18 protein-coding genes and 3 tRNA genes are annotated in these 15,358 nt (G+C 45.0%); 13 read left to right on the forward strand and 8 right to left on the reverse strand.

Going from position 1 to position 15,358, the window contains the following annotated elements; all coding sequences use genetic code 11:
• Positions 1-2: 2 nt before the first annotated feature.
• Positions 3-749 (forward strand): hypothetical protein, encoded by a 747-nt coding sequence (locus BREVNS_RS00120; protein WP_483427051.1) that lies wholly within the window; start codon positions 3-5, stop codon positions 747-749.
• Between the two features lie 136 nt (positions 750-885).
• Here the strand turns inward: BREVNS_RS00120 and BREVNS_RS00125 are convergent, their stop codons facing one another.
• Positions 886-2,118 carry a hypothetical protein gene (locus BREVNS_RS00125; protein WP_483426076.1) on the reverse strand — a complete coding sequence of 411 codons (1,233 nt, stop codon included), beginning with the start codon at positions 2,116-2,118 and terminating at the stop codon, positions 886-888.
• 102 nt (positions 2,119-2,220) lie between these two features.
• Between BREVNS_RS00125 and BREVNS_RS00130 the strand changes: the two genes are divergently transcribed.
• On the forward strand, positions 2,221-3,534 hold the full coding sequence (locus BREVNS_RS00130) for a PAS domain-containing protein (protein ID WP_483427052.1): 1,314 nt from the start codon (positions 2,221-2,223) through the stop codon (positions 3,532-3,534).
• Between the two features lie 30 nt (positions 3,535-3,564).
• Here BREVNS_RS00130 and BREVNS_RS00135 read toward each other — a convergent pair whose 3' ends face one another.
• From BREVNS_RS00135 to BREVNS_RS00150, 4 genes are all read right to left on the reverse strand, one after another.
• The gene (locus BREVNS_RS00135; protein ID WP_483427053.1) at positions 3,565-4,101 is read right to left on the reverse strand and encodes an O-acetyl-ADP-ribose deacetylase; all 537 of its coding nucleotides are present in this window, start codon (positions 4,099-4,101) and stop codon (positions 3,565-3,567) included.
• Positions 4,098-4,625, reverse strand: coding sequence for a Pycsar system effector family protein (locus BREVNS_RS00140; protein WP_483427054.1), 528 nt, complete (start codon positions 4,623-4,625; stop codon positions 4,098-4,100). The genes BREVNS_RS00135 and BREVNS_RS00140 overlap by 4 nt, the downstream gene beginning before the upstream one ends.
• Before the next feature lie 25 nt (positions 4,626-4,650).
• On the reverse strand, positions 4,651-5,196 hold the full coding sequence (locus BREVNS_RS00145) for an OmpA family protein (protein ID WP_483427055.1): 546 nt from the start codon (positions 5,194-5,196) through the stop codon (positions 4,651-4,653).
• Between the two features lie 89 nt (positions 5,197-5,285).
• On the reverse strand, positions 5,286-5,942 hold the full coding sequence (locus BREVNS_RS00150; protein ID WP_483427056.1) for a hypothetical protein: 657 nt from the start codon (positions 5,940-5,942) through the stop codon (positions 5,286-5,288).
• A 166-nt stretch (positions 5,943-6,108) separates the two neighbouring features.
• Here BREVNS_RS00150 and BREVNS_RS00155 point away from each other — a divergent pair.
• The 5 genes from BREVNS_RS00155 (at position 6,109) to BREVNS_RS00175 (ending at position 7,748) form a co-directional block, all read left to right on the forward strand.
• Positions 6,109-6,182: transfer RNA gene (locus BREVNS_RS00155), tRNA-Met, on the forward strand.
• A 4-nt stretch (positions 6,183-6,186) separates the two neighbouring features.
• Positions 6,187-6,260, forward strand: a tRNA-Met gene (locus tag BREVNS_RS00160).
• Between the two features lie 17 nt (positions 6,261-6,277).
• Positions 6,278-6,351, forward strand: a tRNA-Asp gene (locus BREVNS_RS00165).
• 117 nt (positions 6,352-6,468) lie between these two features.
• Complete coding sequence (locus BREVNS_RS00170; protein WP_483427057.1) at positions 6,469-7,026, forward strand: YdcF family protein; 558 nt, start codon at positions 6,469-6,471, stop codon at positions 7,024-7,026.
• A gap of 2 nt (positions 7,027-7,028) precedes the next feature.
• Positions 7,029-7,748: a 7-carboxy-7-deazaguanine synthase QueE gene (locus tag BREVNS_RS00175; RefSeq protein ID WP_483427058.1), complete on the forward strand. Its 720-nt coding sequence runs from the start codon at positions 7,029-7,031 to the stop codon at positions 7,746-7,748.
• Here the strand turns inward: BREVNS_RS00175 and BREVNS_RS00180 are convergent.
• From BREVNS_RS00180 to purS, 3 genes are read right to left on the reverse strand one after another with little or no spacing between them, the layout of a single operon-like run.
• Positions 7,745-9,376, reverse strand: a complete 1,632-nt coding sequence (locus BREVNS_RS00180; RefSeq protein WP_483427059.1) for a PEGA domain-containing protein — start codon at positions 9,374-9,376, stop codon at positions 7,745-7,747. The two genes, BREVNS_RS00175 and BREVNS_RS00180, sit on opposite strands and share 4 nt — an antisense overlap.
• A complete protein-coding gene (locus BREVNS_RS00185) occupies positions 9,342-10,136 on the reverse strand; it encodes a hypothetical protein (RefSeq protein ID WP_483427060.1) in 795 nt (264 codons plus the stop codon). Before BREVNS_RS00185 ends, BREVNS_RS00180 begins: the two co-directional genes overlap by 35 nt.
• A gap of 30 nt (positions 10,137-10,166) precedes the next feature.
• Positions 10,167-10,403, reverse strand: coding sequence for a phosphoribosylformylglycinamidine synthase subunit PurS (gene purS / locus BREVNS_RS00190; RefSeq protein ID WP_483427061.1), 237 nt, complete (start codon positions 10,401-10,403; stop codon positions 10,167-10,169).
• Positions 10,404-10,588: 185 nt separating this feature from the next.
• Here purS and gltX point away from each other — a divergent pair, with 185 nt between their 5' ends.
• From gltX to BREVNS_RS00220, 6 genes are all read left to right on the forward strand, one after another.
• Entirely contained in the window at positions 10,589-12,052 is a 1,464-nt protein-coding gene (gene gltX, locus BREVNS_RS00195) for a glutamate--tRNA ligase (RefSeq protein WP_483427062.1), read from the forward strand.
• A gap of 3 nt (positions 12,053-12,055) precedes the next feature.
• Positions 12,056-13,213 carry a 1-deoxy-D-xylulose-5-phosphate reductoisomerase gene (dxr, locus tag BREVNS_RS00200; RefSeq protein WP_483427063.1) on the forward strand — a complete coding sequence of 386 codons (1,158 nt, stop codon included), beginning with the start codon at positions 12,056-12,058 and terminating at the stop codon, positions 13,211-13,213.
• Positions 13,203-13,754, forward strand: coding sequence for a 16S rRNA (guanine(527)-N(7))-methyltransferase RsmG (gene rsmG / locus BREVNS_RS00205; protein WP_483427064.1), 552 nt, complete (start codon positions 13,203-13,205; stop codon positions 13,752-13,754). Before dxr ends, rsmG begins: the two co-directional genes overlap by 11 nt.
• A gap of 49 nt (positions 13,755-13,803) precedes the next feature.
• Positions 13,804-14,097: a hypothetical protein gene (locus tag BREVNS_RS00210; protein ID WP_483427065.1), complete on the forward strand. Its 294-nt coding sequence runs from the start codon at positions 13,804-13,806 to the stop codon at positions 14,095-14,097.
• 93 nt (positions 14,098-14,190) lie between these two features.
• Positions 14,191-14,454: a hypothetical protein gene (locus BREVNS_RS00215; RefSeq protein ID WP_483427066.1), complete on the forward strand. Its 264-nt coding sequence runs from the start codon at positions 14,191-14,193 to the stop codon at positions 14,452-14,454.
• 1 nt (position 14,455) lies between these two features.
• On the forward strand, positions 14,456-15,355 hold the full coding sequence (locus BREVNS_RS00220) for a CBS domain-containing protein (protein WP_483427067.1): 900 nt from the start codon (positions 14,456-14,458) through the stop codon (positions 15,353-15,355).
• The last annotated feature ends 3 nt before the right edge of the window (positions 15,356-15,358 follow it).

Raw genomic sequence — 15,358 nt, forward strand, 5'->3', positions numbered from 1 at the left:
ATATGGGGTTTGCGGGGTTGTATTTCTTTGTTCTGTTTGGACTCTTGTTTCTGTTCCTCTGGGCAAATTTGACAAACTCTAAACTCCCCGCCGCCCGGGTACTCTCGCTCAATGTGTTTCTTTTTCTGGTGTGGATCTTTGCCAAACTGATGTTAGTCTCCGGCATAGGGTGGGAAAGTACTCGCTTCTGGCTACAGATCATGACGGCGGTCTCCTGGCTTCTTCCAGCCTCTCTTCTCCATTTTGTGATTGAAATACGAAGAACTCAACCGGGAAAGGTGTATTACCGTACCGGGATTATCCTGACCTATAGTATTCCGGTCCTCGTTTGTATAGCCCTTTTTTCCTTTCCATCCCTCATGCCATCAAAGTATATCTATATTGGTCAATATGTCTGGGATGGTCTTTTCTCTCCCCTCTTTATGTATCTTCACCTCGGGTATATACTGGTCTATATCATAGCCACTCTTGCTCTTCTGATAGTGTATCGTTATCCTCTTACCGATAGTCTTCTGATAACTTTCTCTTTTCTGAGCTTCTTTCTCAGGACATTTCTCCTGACCTTTGATATAGGCACCTACTGGAGAGGGTGGTTTTTCTGGCAACCATTTCTTGCCTTTCTTTCTTATCTTTCCCTCTGGCTTTTGTATAGAAAGAATTTCTGGCTCGAAGAAAGTTTTTCCTTTAACGCCCTTCAAAAACTTGATTACGTTTCCAACAGGAGACCTGAAAGAGAGAGAAAAGGATAAAGAAGTTACCCCTGGCTCAAAAGATTTTTGTCAACTGTAGTATACAGGGAACATTTTAGATAAACAAGTTTTTTCTGGGGAAAGTACCCTTTTTAGGCCATAAAACAGGGCAATAAGTACGTACCATCCCTATGTTTTATATCACATCCTGCCAGTAGACACCATCGATAGCCTCATCACGATTATAGTAGTAATGCAAACGCACAGCAAGAACATTGGTTGCCCCTTCTCTTTTCCATACCCCTACATCCATTCTCTGGTTTATGGTTCGCATCACCCGTTCTGCCCTTGAGGTTGTTCCTGGCAAACCATCTTCACTGTCACAGGCGAACATGTCTTTTTGAGCACGAAGAAGATAATAAAAACAATGTTTGCGCCCTTTTTCGTGAAATAAGTCAAGAAGATTCTGAATATGCTGTCTGCGCTCGCTTTGATAACCAAGTCTTGTTTGCCAGTCATTTTTGTACCCCAAGAAACAGGCTTTCCCTGTTTCAGCGACAATATTTGTCCACTCAGAAGAACGATATCTCACTCTATCAAGACGAAGAAAATACTTCAATTGATAACTTACATGCCACAAACATCGTTGAAAAACGATACCGGGATGTTTGCCCTGGTTAATCCCTGTATCTCCATCGACAACAAGAAAAAACCGAGAAAAAGAGTGTTTTTCTTGAATGGGCTTAAGAAGTTTGTCCCAACCTGCATGGTAATTATCCACAAGAAGGCCTGCTATTCTTGTATTTTTTCCTGTCAATGGGGAGGCTTGTTGCCTCTCCTGCAAAAGAATTTTAGCTTCTTCTCCTTTTTTCTTGCCCTGAACAGGAATACCCGTCCCATCGGCTTCTCCACAGGGTTTTTCTTTTTCTGAGATACTGAAATGTATCTTTCTCCCAATATTTTGAAGGTTTTTCCAGAGGGTGCTAAGACCTATTTTATACCCTGTGAAGGAAAGAATACGAGCGGCCACTCGATAGGTGGTAAGAGCCCCGGCTAAAGCCACTCTGTAGATATCTTTCAGGATTTGCCTTTTTCGCTTTTCTACACCAAGAAGAGATCTTGTGAGAAAAAGTTTTCTTCCACACTTTTTGCATTGAATTTGGAGCTGAGGAAGAGTGATCTTTCCAAAGGGCATCAGAACAAAAACAGTGTTTTTTCCATGCTTTGTTTTCCATATGAAGTGATGTTTTTCTCCGCATGTACAGGTGATACGACCTTCTTTTATTTCTTTTTCTGCCACTTCTACAGAAATCTGATGAACAAATGACTCAAACACTCCTTTGATGGCCTGGAGAAAAACCACCACTAACGTCTCAAGTTTTGTGTCAGGGTAGTCGATAGTCAAAGTGAAGGTGAATTCTTTACGCATGGGTTCCTCCTTGTGTCCTATTATCGGCCAGGGAGGAACTTTTTTTTGCTTTTCCTCATCTTCCCACTGCAGGTCTCCTGAAAAAAACGTTACCAAAAACTTTTGAAGGATTTTTCTGTTCCTGTTCTCATTGTGAAAAAAAATCACTCCATCTGGTATATGAACCAGGCCATGCAAAAACTCTTTTCTCCCCTCTCAACTTCTTTCTTGAATACCTCTCTTCATGAATATGGCCATTTATTTGCCAATAGCGATGAGTTTTTTGACATGCTTGAACGTCTTTCAGCTGATAATCCCACAACCTACAGGATTATTACCATAAAAACAGAAGAAGGACATAGATCGTTCTATACCCACGGCGAGGCTATCACCCTTTCAAAAAAACTCATCGCTGGTTATGTCTTTACCTTTACGCTACTCGAATCCGAAAAAATCACCCATCTTGCTGAAAAACATGTAAAACTCCACAAAAAGTTTGAATCTCTCCACTGTCTTTATCAGGAAGTTCTCCAGACCATTGATCTTCCCCTTTTTCTCACAGATTCCTCCTGGACCATCACAGAGATCAACAGGGCTGCCTATAAACTCCTCGGTTTTAACCCGGAAAGTACCCCTTTAGTCGGAAGTGTTCTTCCCATTCCCCGTATCATCATGGACCAGATGAAAACCGCAGAAAGCCAGAAGTTTCTCCTCGAAATAGATTTCGGCGGAAGAGAATGGCAAAAGATCCATTGCCAGAGAAAAGACAACCCTGTGATTGAATTTTTTGTCAAAAAGATGGAAAATTCTTATCTCTTTTTGCTCCGGGATACCCTTTCCCTGTCTCCGGCCGGAGAACGATTCTCCTTTGAGAGCCGATTCTATCGCCATCTTTATCGCCTCACCATGAGTATTCTTCAATCCCCTCACTCTCCCCCCTGGGAGAAAATCCTTGAAACCTTTGTAGAGATTTTTCCCTCAACGGGATACATCGTTTCTCTTTCAGAAGTACAAAACAATGAAATTGTTATCCCAAAGGCTTTGCGCGGCCTTGACACCACACTGATTGAAAAGGTGGAAAACCTCTTGGGAAGCTCTCTCTTTTCGCTTCCCCTTCGTATTCCCCCTCATTTTGCAATGGAAAAAAGTATCATGCTTTCAGGAAAACTCAATAGAATTACCGGGGGACTTCAGGAACTCTTCTTTTACTCTGTAAACCCGATGGTTACCATGATTCTTGAACACATGGCTGGGGTAGGAGATATCTATGCTGTCGGTATCAGCAATAAAGAAATAATCCACGCTCTGCTGGTTATCATTATCAAAAAAGGCTTCACTTTCACAGAACTTGAGTGGCTTGAACCCTTTGGAGAAGAGGTGAGTCGGATCCTGGACTTTCGTTCTCTTCTGCCCTCTCCAAAAGAAACAAAACAATAACCCTGGCCCTGGTCAAAGCCTCAAATGTTCTCATCTCTCCAAGGTCTGAAGCAAAAGAAACGTCTCATAATCACGGGAAGAAAAGAAAACTAAAATAATTTTTTCAAAAACGCTTACGTATTCCTTCACCACAGAACACACAAGTGGTACAGAGCGTTCAAAGGGAAAGCCATACACCCCTGTCGAAATGGCTGGAAAAGCGATACTCTTACACCCAAGTTTGTAAGCAAGCTTCAAAGATTCACGATAAGCGGAAAGAAGTGTTTCATCTTCGCCATGGTTTCCCCCTCTCCAGATAGGCCCAACCGTGTGAATCACATACTTTGCTGAGAGTCTCCCTGCTGTGGTAACCACAGCCCTTCCCGGGGGAAGGCCCTCAGGCCACTCCGTCTCGCGGATTTTTCGGCACGCCTCAAGGATCTCTGGTCCACCCACACGATGAATAGCCCCATCCACCCCGCCTCCACCAAGAAGGGTAGAATTAGCCGCATTCACAATGGCATCAGCCTCTACTGTGGTGATATCTCCCTGCATCACCACGACACGACCATCACACAACCTCTTCATCGGTTTCCAAGCCCTATTCTCACAATTAAAAGAATCAGAAATAAAAACGAAGTAATGGTGGCAAAAAGTCCGTAAAAGAAGTACCTGTTCTTTCTCATAAAAATCTCAGATATCCCCACAACAGAATGGACTATCTGCTTGGCATAATCTTCGGGCTGATGGAGTTGCATCAGAACCTTCATATAACGCTCCACCCGTTCTCTATGATCCTTGCCAAGTCTCAGGATATCCCCTGCCCAGAAAATACCATCCCCCTCTTCATTGACCTTGATCTGGGGGCGCAAAAGCCTGTAACAAAACACACTGGAAACAAGAAGAAAAAAAGCACTGATAAACAAAAGAAAAAGAATAAACACAGTAGGCTTTGCCGCCGAGAAAAGAAGAACCACCTCCCGCCCCAAAAGGACTGCAATCACTCCATTCCAGGAAAGGAGAACAGAAACCTTCACATCAAATTGCTGGATCTGTTTGGTGATAGCCTCATAGGCATGAACCACAAACTGATATCGAAGGTTTTCCTGCATGTTCTCCTCTCCTGAATGGAAAAAACTATTCTATGTCCAAACTTACCCGACAATTCTTGAGACTGGTTGGATCCACGCCGGCAAGAGGCTTCGAAGAACCGGCCGCACGAATAACAAACTTACTCTTGTCAAGCTGAGAATTCTTCAGAATATAGGCAAGCACTGCTTCAGCACGCGCCTTGGAGAGAGCAATATTTCCCTGTTTCCCATCCTGCTGATCCTCTGGTCCTACCGCGTTGGCATGTCCTTCAATCACCACCTTTCGGCCTGTGGGAAGCGCATTGATAGCCTGAGAAAGTGCGGGAATAAGCACCTGTTTCATGAAGGTATCCACATCATACCCCATCACAGTATACTTTGGATCCTTCAAGGGCAGTTCTGCAGAATTGTACGCAAAAGGAATATCCGCAATCCGCTTCTTGAACTCTTCTCGCACCTTTTGATAGGCCTGCTGCTCAGCATTTCCTGCCGCCTGCGCTGCCTGCTGCTTCAAAGCCTCCGTATTTACATTCACCTGAGCAAAGACAACACCTGCCATCGCCACCAAAACCAGAAACCATATCTTCTTCATCGTATCCTCCTTATACAGCTGATTCTTCGTATGGCTTACATAAAATAAATATACTTTTCTTCCACAAAAAAGACAAATATTTTCTGACGTTATTCACCCTTTCGACGAGGTGACACATACCCTTCCACCAATGGCACCTCAATACGGGCAATCGTTACCCCATGCTTCGAACCTATCCGAAAGAGAGACGGATCTAAGCCCATGCCACGAAGCAGAAGAATAACTAACGCTATCCCAAGCCCTGCCCCTTCCGTGGTATCCATCTGTTCCGCATAGTATTGGGCAAGGTCGGTATATTCCATAGCGAGTTTGAGTTTCATCCGCACTCTATATTCCTCAATGGGAATAATCTCCGAGTTATTAATCACCTCAAAAACAATAGCTTCCTTGTGCCAGTTTGCCCGAAACTCCACCCAGAGATCATGTTCTTTCAGCATCTTTTCATACTCGGCATATTGAAGCTTATCAAGCATTTCCTTGAAAAGGATAAGACCATTCACATACTCTCCCATGTTATTGATATCCAAATGATTCTTGAGAAAAAAGACTCGTTTCAGGTTGGCCTTTGTGGCATTGACCACCAATTCCTTGACACAGGAATAGATGGGATCAATATATTCTTCTTTGCCGGTCTCAAGAAAAATCTGACTGATAAACTCCCGAATATTTTCATTGACTTCCTCGTTATTGTAATAAAAACGCACATGAAAACGGGTATGTTTCTTGAATTGATCAAACCACCCCATACAACGCCCCTTTACCTGAGATGTATGTATATTATACGGATTTTTGAAAAAAAATCTATAGTTTTCTTAAAAAAAGAAAAAATTTCCTTTTCAAAAAATCCTCTCTCTTCCTCTTGACTTTCCCTTTCTTTTGCCTTATAATATTAGTCTCAATAAGGGATGACGACGCGGGATAGAGCAGTCTGGTAGCTCGTCGGGCTCATAACCCGAAGGTCGAAGGTTCAAATCCTTCTCCCGCAAAGACGGCGGGGTAGCTCAGCTGGTTAGAGCAGCGGAATCATAATCCGGTGGTCGAGGGTTCGAGTCCCCCCCCCGCTAAGATAAAGACAATACCAGGGGTTGTAGCTCAGCTGGTCAGAGCACAGGCCTGTCACGCCTGGGGCCGCGGGTTCAAGTCCCGTCAACCCCGCATCATAAAAGGGACTGCCAAGCAGTCCCTTTTATTTTTTGAAAAGTTGACTTTCTTTTCCTGTTCTATGTATAATGGTATTCTCTTTGTTTAAGAAAAGGAGCTATCCTCGTTGGCATGAAACAAAAAAATAAACTTCTCCTGATAGTGAGCTCTTTTTTTGTCCTGTTTCTTCTTTCTTTTGGAGCCATGCTCCTCTTGATTACCGGATTTACCCCTTCTCAAAATCTCCCCGAGGAGGGTATTATTGTTATTTTTGGAGCGGGGATTTACTCCTCTCGACCATCGCTCACCCTCCAGATGCGACTTGATAAAGGGAAAGAACTTTTCTTTTCTCTGAAAAAACCCCTCATTTACCTGAGTGGGACCCGCCCTGAAGTGATCATTATGAAACAATACCTCCTCAAAAATGGTCTCCCCAAAGAAGCTATTGTTGAGGATCCTGAGGGAAAAACCACAGCCCACACCATCCGAAACCTTGCTACACGCTATCCAGAGGCCAATCTCATTTTAGTAAGCCAGCACTACCACCTCAGACGAATCGCTCTCCTCTGTCGAAAATATCACCTTCTTTCTACCTGGTTTGTTCCAACGGAGCGTCGCCCAACGGATAATCAAAACCTTCTTCTCCTGCGCGAAGCCTTTGCCCTCTACAAAGCCTTCCTCTGGGATTAGCGATGAAGGTCGATGAGATTTTTCTTTCTCTTCAGGGAGAAACCCCCTTTGCCGGCATACCTTTTGTTTTTGTGAGGCTCTCAGGATGTAATCTTCGATGTCAATACTGTGATACACCAGCAGCCCTCCGCCCTTCACCCCTCTGTCACGTTTACCTCCCTCACCATGAAACAACCCTCCCGAACCCTCTCTCGGTGGAAAGAGTGGCTTCTCTTCTCCAGCCTTTCTCCGGACACTGGCTGAGTTTCACGGGGGGAGAACCCCTCCTTCAACACGAAGACATAGAATCCTTTCTTCATCTTGCCCCTCACTTTCGTTTCTGGATGGAGACCAACGGAACCCTTTTCTCCCATGTTTCCCCCACCCTTCTGGAAAAGATCGAAGTCTGGTCCATGGATATCAAGCTCCCCTCGGCTACCGGTCTGGATCTCTGGGAATCCCACGAAAGGTTTTTTGTCGCTCTTCAACCAGCAAAGGCCATCATCCTCAAGGTCATTCTCACGCCAACTACTTTGTTATCTGAAATGGAAACCCTGTGGAACGTTTTCCAGAACTGGAAAAGGAAACGAGAAGATATCACCCTTATCTTTCAACCCATGACTCATAAAAAAGAAATCCTCTTAGGAGATGCTCTCACCTGGGCCTATGAAAAGGTTCTCAGTGTGCCCGATGGAAGTGTGCGCATCCTCCCTCAGATTCATCCACTCCTCAATATTCGCTAAAAACGAACCGAATATCCCAGCCCCCATTGTCCTCTCAGGGGATCATAGGCAAGATACACCTCTTCCTGAGAAAGTGCATAGGCCGTCACTCCCATAGAAACCAGAGAGGACAAAATCCCATAGGTAAAGAGCCTCTGTTGCCATTCTCCATACCATACTACCTGGGAGGCATACGCTTCCCTCTGAGCCTCAGTTAACGACGGGTTATACAGCTGGTCCTCATAGTACCGTCTCAAAGCCGAGGTATAGAAATGTGCTCCCACAAACCCTATGGTGAGCCCCCAGCTTCCATAACACATCCCCCAGGCTATATTTCTCTTCCATTGCTGCTGCGCTACAGACTCTCCCCTTCCCACCGCAAACACCATATCAGATTTCTCACGCGTGAGCGTAAAGGAATAATAAATATCCTCATAATTCCTATCCTCAGAACGAATGAGAAGAACATGCGAATCAAAAAGAGAGACATTGCTTACGACTAACGGGGTAAGTCCCACATAGAGGGAATCAAGAAAAACTAACCGATTACTCTCTCCGAGGAGGGTGATAGTCCCTGTCATCTCCCTTGGTTGAAGAATACCCCTCACCACATTTGTTCCTCCCTTCTGGATCTGGGTTCGATATGACACCGTCTCAAAGCCCTCTTTGACAAACTGAAGGATATGGTATCCCGGCCGTACCCCTTCATAGACAAGGGGAGTCCTCCCCATATACACCCCATCAAGATAGAGATTGGCATCTTCAGGTTCAGAGAGTACCTCCACATCCACCAACTCCCCCTCAAGATAGAACTGTCGGATCTCTCCCCTTCGCCTGAGAATCTCCTCATAGAGTTTGTCTTCCCTTGCTCGAATAACGAGCTCACGCTGATTGGTAGTAGAAGCTTTGATTTTCACTAAGACAAGGGTTACCTCCACTTCTGATGGTCCCATCCTGTTTTCCCGCACAGAAAACCTCCCATATACCCGTCCCTCATACACCCATTCCGGTAAAACGGTATTGGTTGGTTGAAATCCCACACTCGAGGGTAGATTGGTTGCCTTTGGCTGAGGCTTTTCTACACGCCAGGAAAAAGGAAAACGAGAAAGTTCTTCTACCAAACCAGGAAATTCCTTCTCAAGAAAATCCCCGTACCTGTTGGTCAGAAAACGAAACACATTGGTTGTAGTAATATTGGTCACACGATTGGTAAAAATCACCCTATTATTGGTCTCTATTTTCACCTGTACCTGGGTGATAGCCATAGGAAGAAGCGTTTTGTACGATTCCCAGGAAGGAACCTTGGCCGAGACTATCTTGTCTTCTAAAGCGACAGGAAACCCTCGAAGTGATAAGTATTCCTTCCCATCAACAAGGGTATAGTCTTTTTCAAAGGAGTGAATAACAAGAAGCACTGTTTCAGGAAGCGCCTCTTCAAGATAGGCAAAGTTTGTCCCCCGACTTTGATTGGTAAAGGGAAAAAGCACAAGGGGATAATCCCTCGCATAAAAATCAAAGAGAAGCTTCCTCACCTTTTCTTTTTCTCTTGAAATATCCTCTTTGAGGGCACTGCTACACCCCAGAGCAAGCCCACAGAGGAAAACAAGAAAGAGCCTATTCCCTCTCAAAAAGAACCGTAAGCGAGGCAATGGTCTCTCCAAAATCGTTTTCATAAATTCGGAAAATACTCTCAAAATCATACTGGCTCTTCATTTCCTCTCGAAAGAAATTCACAAAATACAGCCCCAGTCCTGCCCCTATCTGATCCTCTCTTTCCCCTATAAACCCATCGGCTAAGGTATCCAGTTTCGTCCCTATCTTTTGCTTGATGCCAAAAACCCCTTCTTCTGGGATAGGAACATTATTCTTTACCTCAAGCTTGAAGATAGAATGGGTAAATTTCCAGCCAATCTTCACCCATTTATCCTCTTTATGACAGACATCAAGAAGCATATCTCGCTCTTTTCGAACAAGATGGGGGAGTTCCTTTCGATCCTGAATGAGATTGTGCTTCTTGACAACATATTCAAGATTGGCTTTTTCCGCATTGGCGGTAAGCTCATGGAGGATATTGATACTACTTTCAATCTCCCGCCGGTTCACATAGGTGAGAATCTTCTCATGCAAAAAACCCACCAGTTTTCGCTTACTCTGAGGGGCAACAAGCCTCAGGGTAATCCCCTTGGTGTAGGGAAAAAGCTTCTCGATATTCAAAAGCACACTGCTCACATTCTGTTTCTGAAGAGGAAGAACAAAAAGAGGAATCCCCCCTTCATGCTGGCCATTCAACTTTTCAGCAAACTTGAGAAGCCCAATATTGTTGAACATAATCCCTATGGAATCCTGAGAATAGCTGTGCTTCTCCCATTCATCCACTATCTCATCAATCGACACCAGAACATGAGACATAGGACCCCCTTGGTTTGTTCCAATTTTTATTTAGAGAACAGTAACCGTAAAGTTCTCTATCACCGGATTGGCAAGAAGTTTATCCGCTATCTCCTTTGCCTGCTTCTCTACCGTGCTCCGGTCTCCTTCAATATCAAGGAGAAAGACTTTGCCAACCTGAACAGAGGTAGTTTTTTCATACCCCAAGTGATGAACCGCATTCAAAATCGCTTTTCCCTGAGGATCAAAAACATCCCCTCGCAAAAAGACCTCAATCTTTACCTTCATATTTCACCCTTCTTTTGAAAACTCACATATAGTTTATTGTAGCATAAAGATGAATTTTAAGCAATATTCTGAAGAAAAAAATTTCCTCTTCACAAAAACCAAGAACAGATCCTTTCGTCTCTCCGTTTGCTTTTTTGAGATTTTTCTCCTTATAATATCTATTATTTTTATACAAAGGAGTTTGCATGGTCAGAACACGTTTTGCTCCTTCTCCTACTGGTCAACTCCATGTGGGAAATGTGAGAACAGCCCTTTTTGCCTATCTCTATGCCAAAAAACACAACGGACAGTTTCTTCTTCGTATAGAGGATACCGACCTTGAGCGTTCTGAAGCGGTATACACCACCAAACTGATAGATGACCTCAAGTGGCTTGGCCTCACCTGGGATGAAGGCCCTGATGTGGGAGGGCCCTATGGCCCCTATGCCCAGAGTGAAAGACTTGCCATCTATCAGGAGTACGCCCAAAAACTCATCGATGAAGGCCGGGCTTATTACTGTTACTGTACGCCTGAAGAGGTAGAAGCCTCAAAGCAAAAAATGTTAGCCGAAGGAAAACCCCCTCATTATGACGGCCGGTGTCGTCACCTCACCCGCTCACAGAGAGAGGCCTTTGAAAGAGAGGGCAGAAAACCAGCCATCCGGTTTGTCGCCTATGACCAGGCCTATACCCTCAACGATGTGGTGAAGGGAGAAGTGGTCTTTCCCAAGGGGATGGTCGGTGATTTTGTCATCATTCGTTCCAATGGGCTTCCGGTCTATAACTATGCGGTGGTCATTGATGATTATCTGATGAAGATCACCCATGTCCTCCGGGGAGATGATCATCTCTCCAACACGGTGAGACAGCTCATGATTTATCAGGCTTTAGGGGCTACCCCGCCGGTGTTTGGCCATATGGCCCTCGTCCTTGGTCCCGACAAACAAAAACTCTCCAAACGCCATGGGGTCACCAGTATTGAGGAATTTCGCCGGTTAGGATACCCGCCTGAGGCTCTTTTGAACTACCTTTCTCTTCTTGGCTGGTCAAGTCCTGATGGAAGAGAAATTCTCTCCATGGAAGAACTGGTGAGTCTTTTTGACCTTGACAGGCTCTCTTCAAGTCCCGCGGTCTTTGACTATGATAAACTCGACTGGATTTCAAAACATTATATCATCCAGATGCCCCTTGAAAAACTCTATGAAATGGCCATCCCCTTCTTTGTAGAGACCGGCTGGGTGAGTGAAGAAGAACTCCACGACCCTGCGAAAAAAACCTTCTACATGGGAGTACTTGACCTCATCAGGGGGTATTGCCACCGGTTGGCTGATCTCAAGGACCACCTGGTGTATTTTCTTCGAGAGGACTTCCCCATCGAAACAGAAGCCACACCCTTTCTTGCTTTAGACACCACTCCAAAAGTGCTCAGGGCTTTCTATGAGGCTCTCAAAAACGAGTCCCGTGAGATAGATGAACTGGTTTTTCGTGATATGGCCATGTCCATGATGAAAGAGATTGGTGTCAAGGGGAAAAATTTCTTCCTTCCCCTTCGTATTGCGATCACCGGACGTGTGTCAGGGCCTGAAATTTATTTCATCCTCCCTCTTATTGGCAAAGAAAAAGCCCTCAAACGCGTTCAAACCCTCCTTGATACCCTCCCTCAGGGGTAAAGTATGCCAAAGAAGGTTGTTCTCCTTGGGGCCACAGGATCCATTGGCTCCTCGACCCTCGAGGTGATTCGCCGTTATCCTGAAGAGTTTTCTCTCATCGGACTCAGTGGACACAGCCAGACCGACAAAATCCGTTCGCTGGTGGAAGAGTTTCACCCTTCTGTGGTATGCCTTCCTGAGATTCCCAATTGGGCCTCTCTTTACCCGGGAACTACGTTCCTCAGTGGAGAAAAGGGACTCGGAAAACTCGCCTCCCTCCCTGAAGCCGATATGATTATCATCGGGATTTCCGGGCTTGCCGGTCTTCTCCCCACCATAGAAGCCATCAAGGCTCACAAACACCTTCTTTCAGCCAACAAAGAAGCCATCGCAGCGGCAGGACCTCTCATTAACCAGTGGCTCAGTGAAGCAGAAAAACAGATTATCCCCCTCGATAGTGAACATAACGCCATCTTCACCCTCCTCTCTCGTTTCCCCCTCAATCGGGTGAAAAAAATCATCCTCACAGCCTCAGGAGGACCCTTTTTTCATACCCCCGCTACCCCAGAAACGACGGTAAATGATGTGCTGAATCACCCCACCTGGAACATGGGGAGTTATATCACGGTAAATAGCGCCACCATGCTGAATAAAGGCTTTGAGGTTATTGAGGCCCATTACCTTTTTCGTTTGCCTTTTGAACAGATTGATGTGCTTATCCACCCCCAGTCTCTCGTGCATGGTATGATAGAACTCTCCGATGGCACACATACCATGGTGGCCTCTCCCAACCATATGAAGTATCCTATTGCCATGGCCATGTTTTATCCAGATATTCCTCCAGTGGGAGAAAACACCTTTGCCCTTGCTGGAAAAACCCTTGAGTTTTACCCGGTTCCCTATGAACGGTTCCCCCTTCTTTCTCTCGCCTATGAGGTCGGCAAAGTCGGTGGACTGTTCCCCCTTGCCCTCAACGCCCTCAATGAGGAGATTGTCTCGGCTTTCTTGAAGGGGGTTATTCATTTCCTTGACATCGAACGTCTCATTCAAAAAGGAATTGAACTCTTTGCCGCTACAGAAGAATCCCTTCTTTCTCTCTCTCTCGACTCCATTCTCCCTGCAGAACAGAAAGCCAGAACCATAGCCCGTGACCTTGTGAGTCAAACCTCCTATGCTTCCTGAGATATCAAAAGACCAACAGGCAAAGCTTGACCTCTATCAACAGGAAATCCTTCGCTGGAATAAAACCACCAATCTCATTGGTCGTTCAACGGCAGAGAGTTTCAAAGAGGATCACCTTCTCAATAGCTTAGAGATGCTCCCCTATCTGGAGGGAAATCTTCCCCTCATCGATATTGGCACAGGAGGTGGTCTTCCAGGCATCCCTTTGGCCATCATGCTTCCCCATCGTCAGGTGATTCTCACCGAAGTCGATAAGAAAAAACTCGCCTTTCTTCGTTATATCACGGCAAAACTCGGCCTTTCCAATACCCAGGTAGTAGAAATCCTCCCTCATACGGTTTTTGACACTCCCTGTGATATTGTCTCCCGAGCGTATGGTCCCATCAGCCGTATCCTCACATGGACCCTCTCTCACGCTCCCCGGGCAAAACGATACTATATTCTCAAGGGAACGTCAGTCGAAAAAGAACTTGAAGAAGCCGGTATCCCCCACGCCTGGGTTTATCCCCTCACAAAGGGATGTATTGTCATCTGGGAATAAACATCTCCCTCCCATGTGCCGATAAGAGGTATCAAAAAAAGAGAAAGCCATGAAACCCAAGAAACCATCCTACGAAGAAACCGAAAAAGAACTTCGCATGTTCTTTGAGGTGGAAGAAGGCAACGAGAAAAAAAACCTCCTTGAGGTTTTTCCGGAGCTTGCCGAAATGACAGCAGGGGAGTTTGCCCACTTTGTCGAAAGTTTCTGGAAAAGTGCCCTTGAATCAGTGCTGCACTGTGAATTTCAGGCCATCGCATGGAAAGCCTTCTGGATAGGCATGATCGTTGGCAGCGTCCTGATGACACTTGTGATGTGGCTTGTTCTTTCTGTACAGAAGGTCTAAATAAGCCTTTTTTCTTTTCCCCATCCCTTCTTGCATTTTTCCTTTTCGTTCATTACACTTATGGTATTCTTTTCTGATGAGGGATAAGGTAGTATGGCTCTCTTTGAGATTCTCATGCTTCTCTGTTTTGGGGCAGCATGGCCATTTTCTATTTATCGTTCCTATATCTCCCGTTCGACCGCAGGCAAAAGTGTGATCTTTCTCTGGATTGTATGGTTAGGATACATTTTTGGTATCCTGAACAAGTTTGTCCGTGGAGTTGATGGGGTGGTGTTTTTTTATCTTCTCAATCTCTCCATGGTCAGTATCGACATAGCTCTCTACTATCGAAATAGACATATCCACAAGGAGGAATAAGATGCGGTTTTCAGGCTTTTTGCAACCAGAGTTATACTGGACAAAGATTGAGGTTACCAATAAGATTTTCTTGCTTGAAAAAATGGTGAAAAGTATCCGTCATGAATTTGCTCTTTCTATGACAGAGGAAGATATTGTCCAGAAAATTCTTCAGAGAGAAGAGGAAAGACCAACCATCTTAGGAGAATGTTTCTGGGTACCACACTTCCGGATACCCGATCTTGAGGATCTCATCATCGCCGTGGCTTTCCCCAAAAAGCCCTTTGCTGTAGGGGGAAATGATATCAAGGGGGTATTTTTGATTCTCACAGGACCAAGTCGTTCCACGCTCTATCTCAATGCTCTATCTGCTCTCTCCACTGTTGTAGGAGATTCAACATTTTGCAAAAAAGTACAAGAAGGTCTCGATTTTGAAAACTTTTGTGATTTTCTTGACGAAAGAAACATCCACATTAAAAAAGACCTCACTCTGCGGGATATTATGTCCACAGATATTCATGTAGTAAATGAAAATCAAAATCTCGAAGAGGTCCTTGATCTCTTTGCTAAATATCAACTAAGTTATGCCCCTGTGGTTAACGCCCACAATAAATTTATTGCTGAAATCAATATGCTTGATATTATGCGCGTAGGTATGCCAGCATACACAAGTGGACTTCCAACTATGAATTTTCTCACCTCATTTGAACCCTTTGAGGAACTTCTGAAACATGAAAAGGATATTTTCGTGCGTCAGATCATGCGAAAACCAGAGGTGGTCCTTCATCCAGACACCAGCATTGTCGAAGCCGTCTTTGAATTCACCAATCACAGGCGACGACACCTTCCTGTGGCAGATGGGGAAACCATCGTGGGTGTGGTGAGTTATATGGATATGCTCAACAAGGTGCTCAGGAGGTAGCCT

It is taken from the genome of Longinema margulisiae (genome assembly GCF_025266855.1).
GTDB lineage: Bacteria > Spirochaetota > Brevinematia > Brevinematales > Thermospiraceae > Thermospira.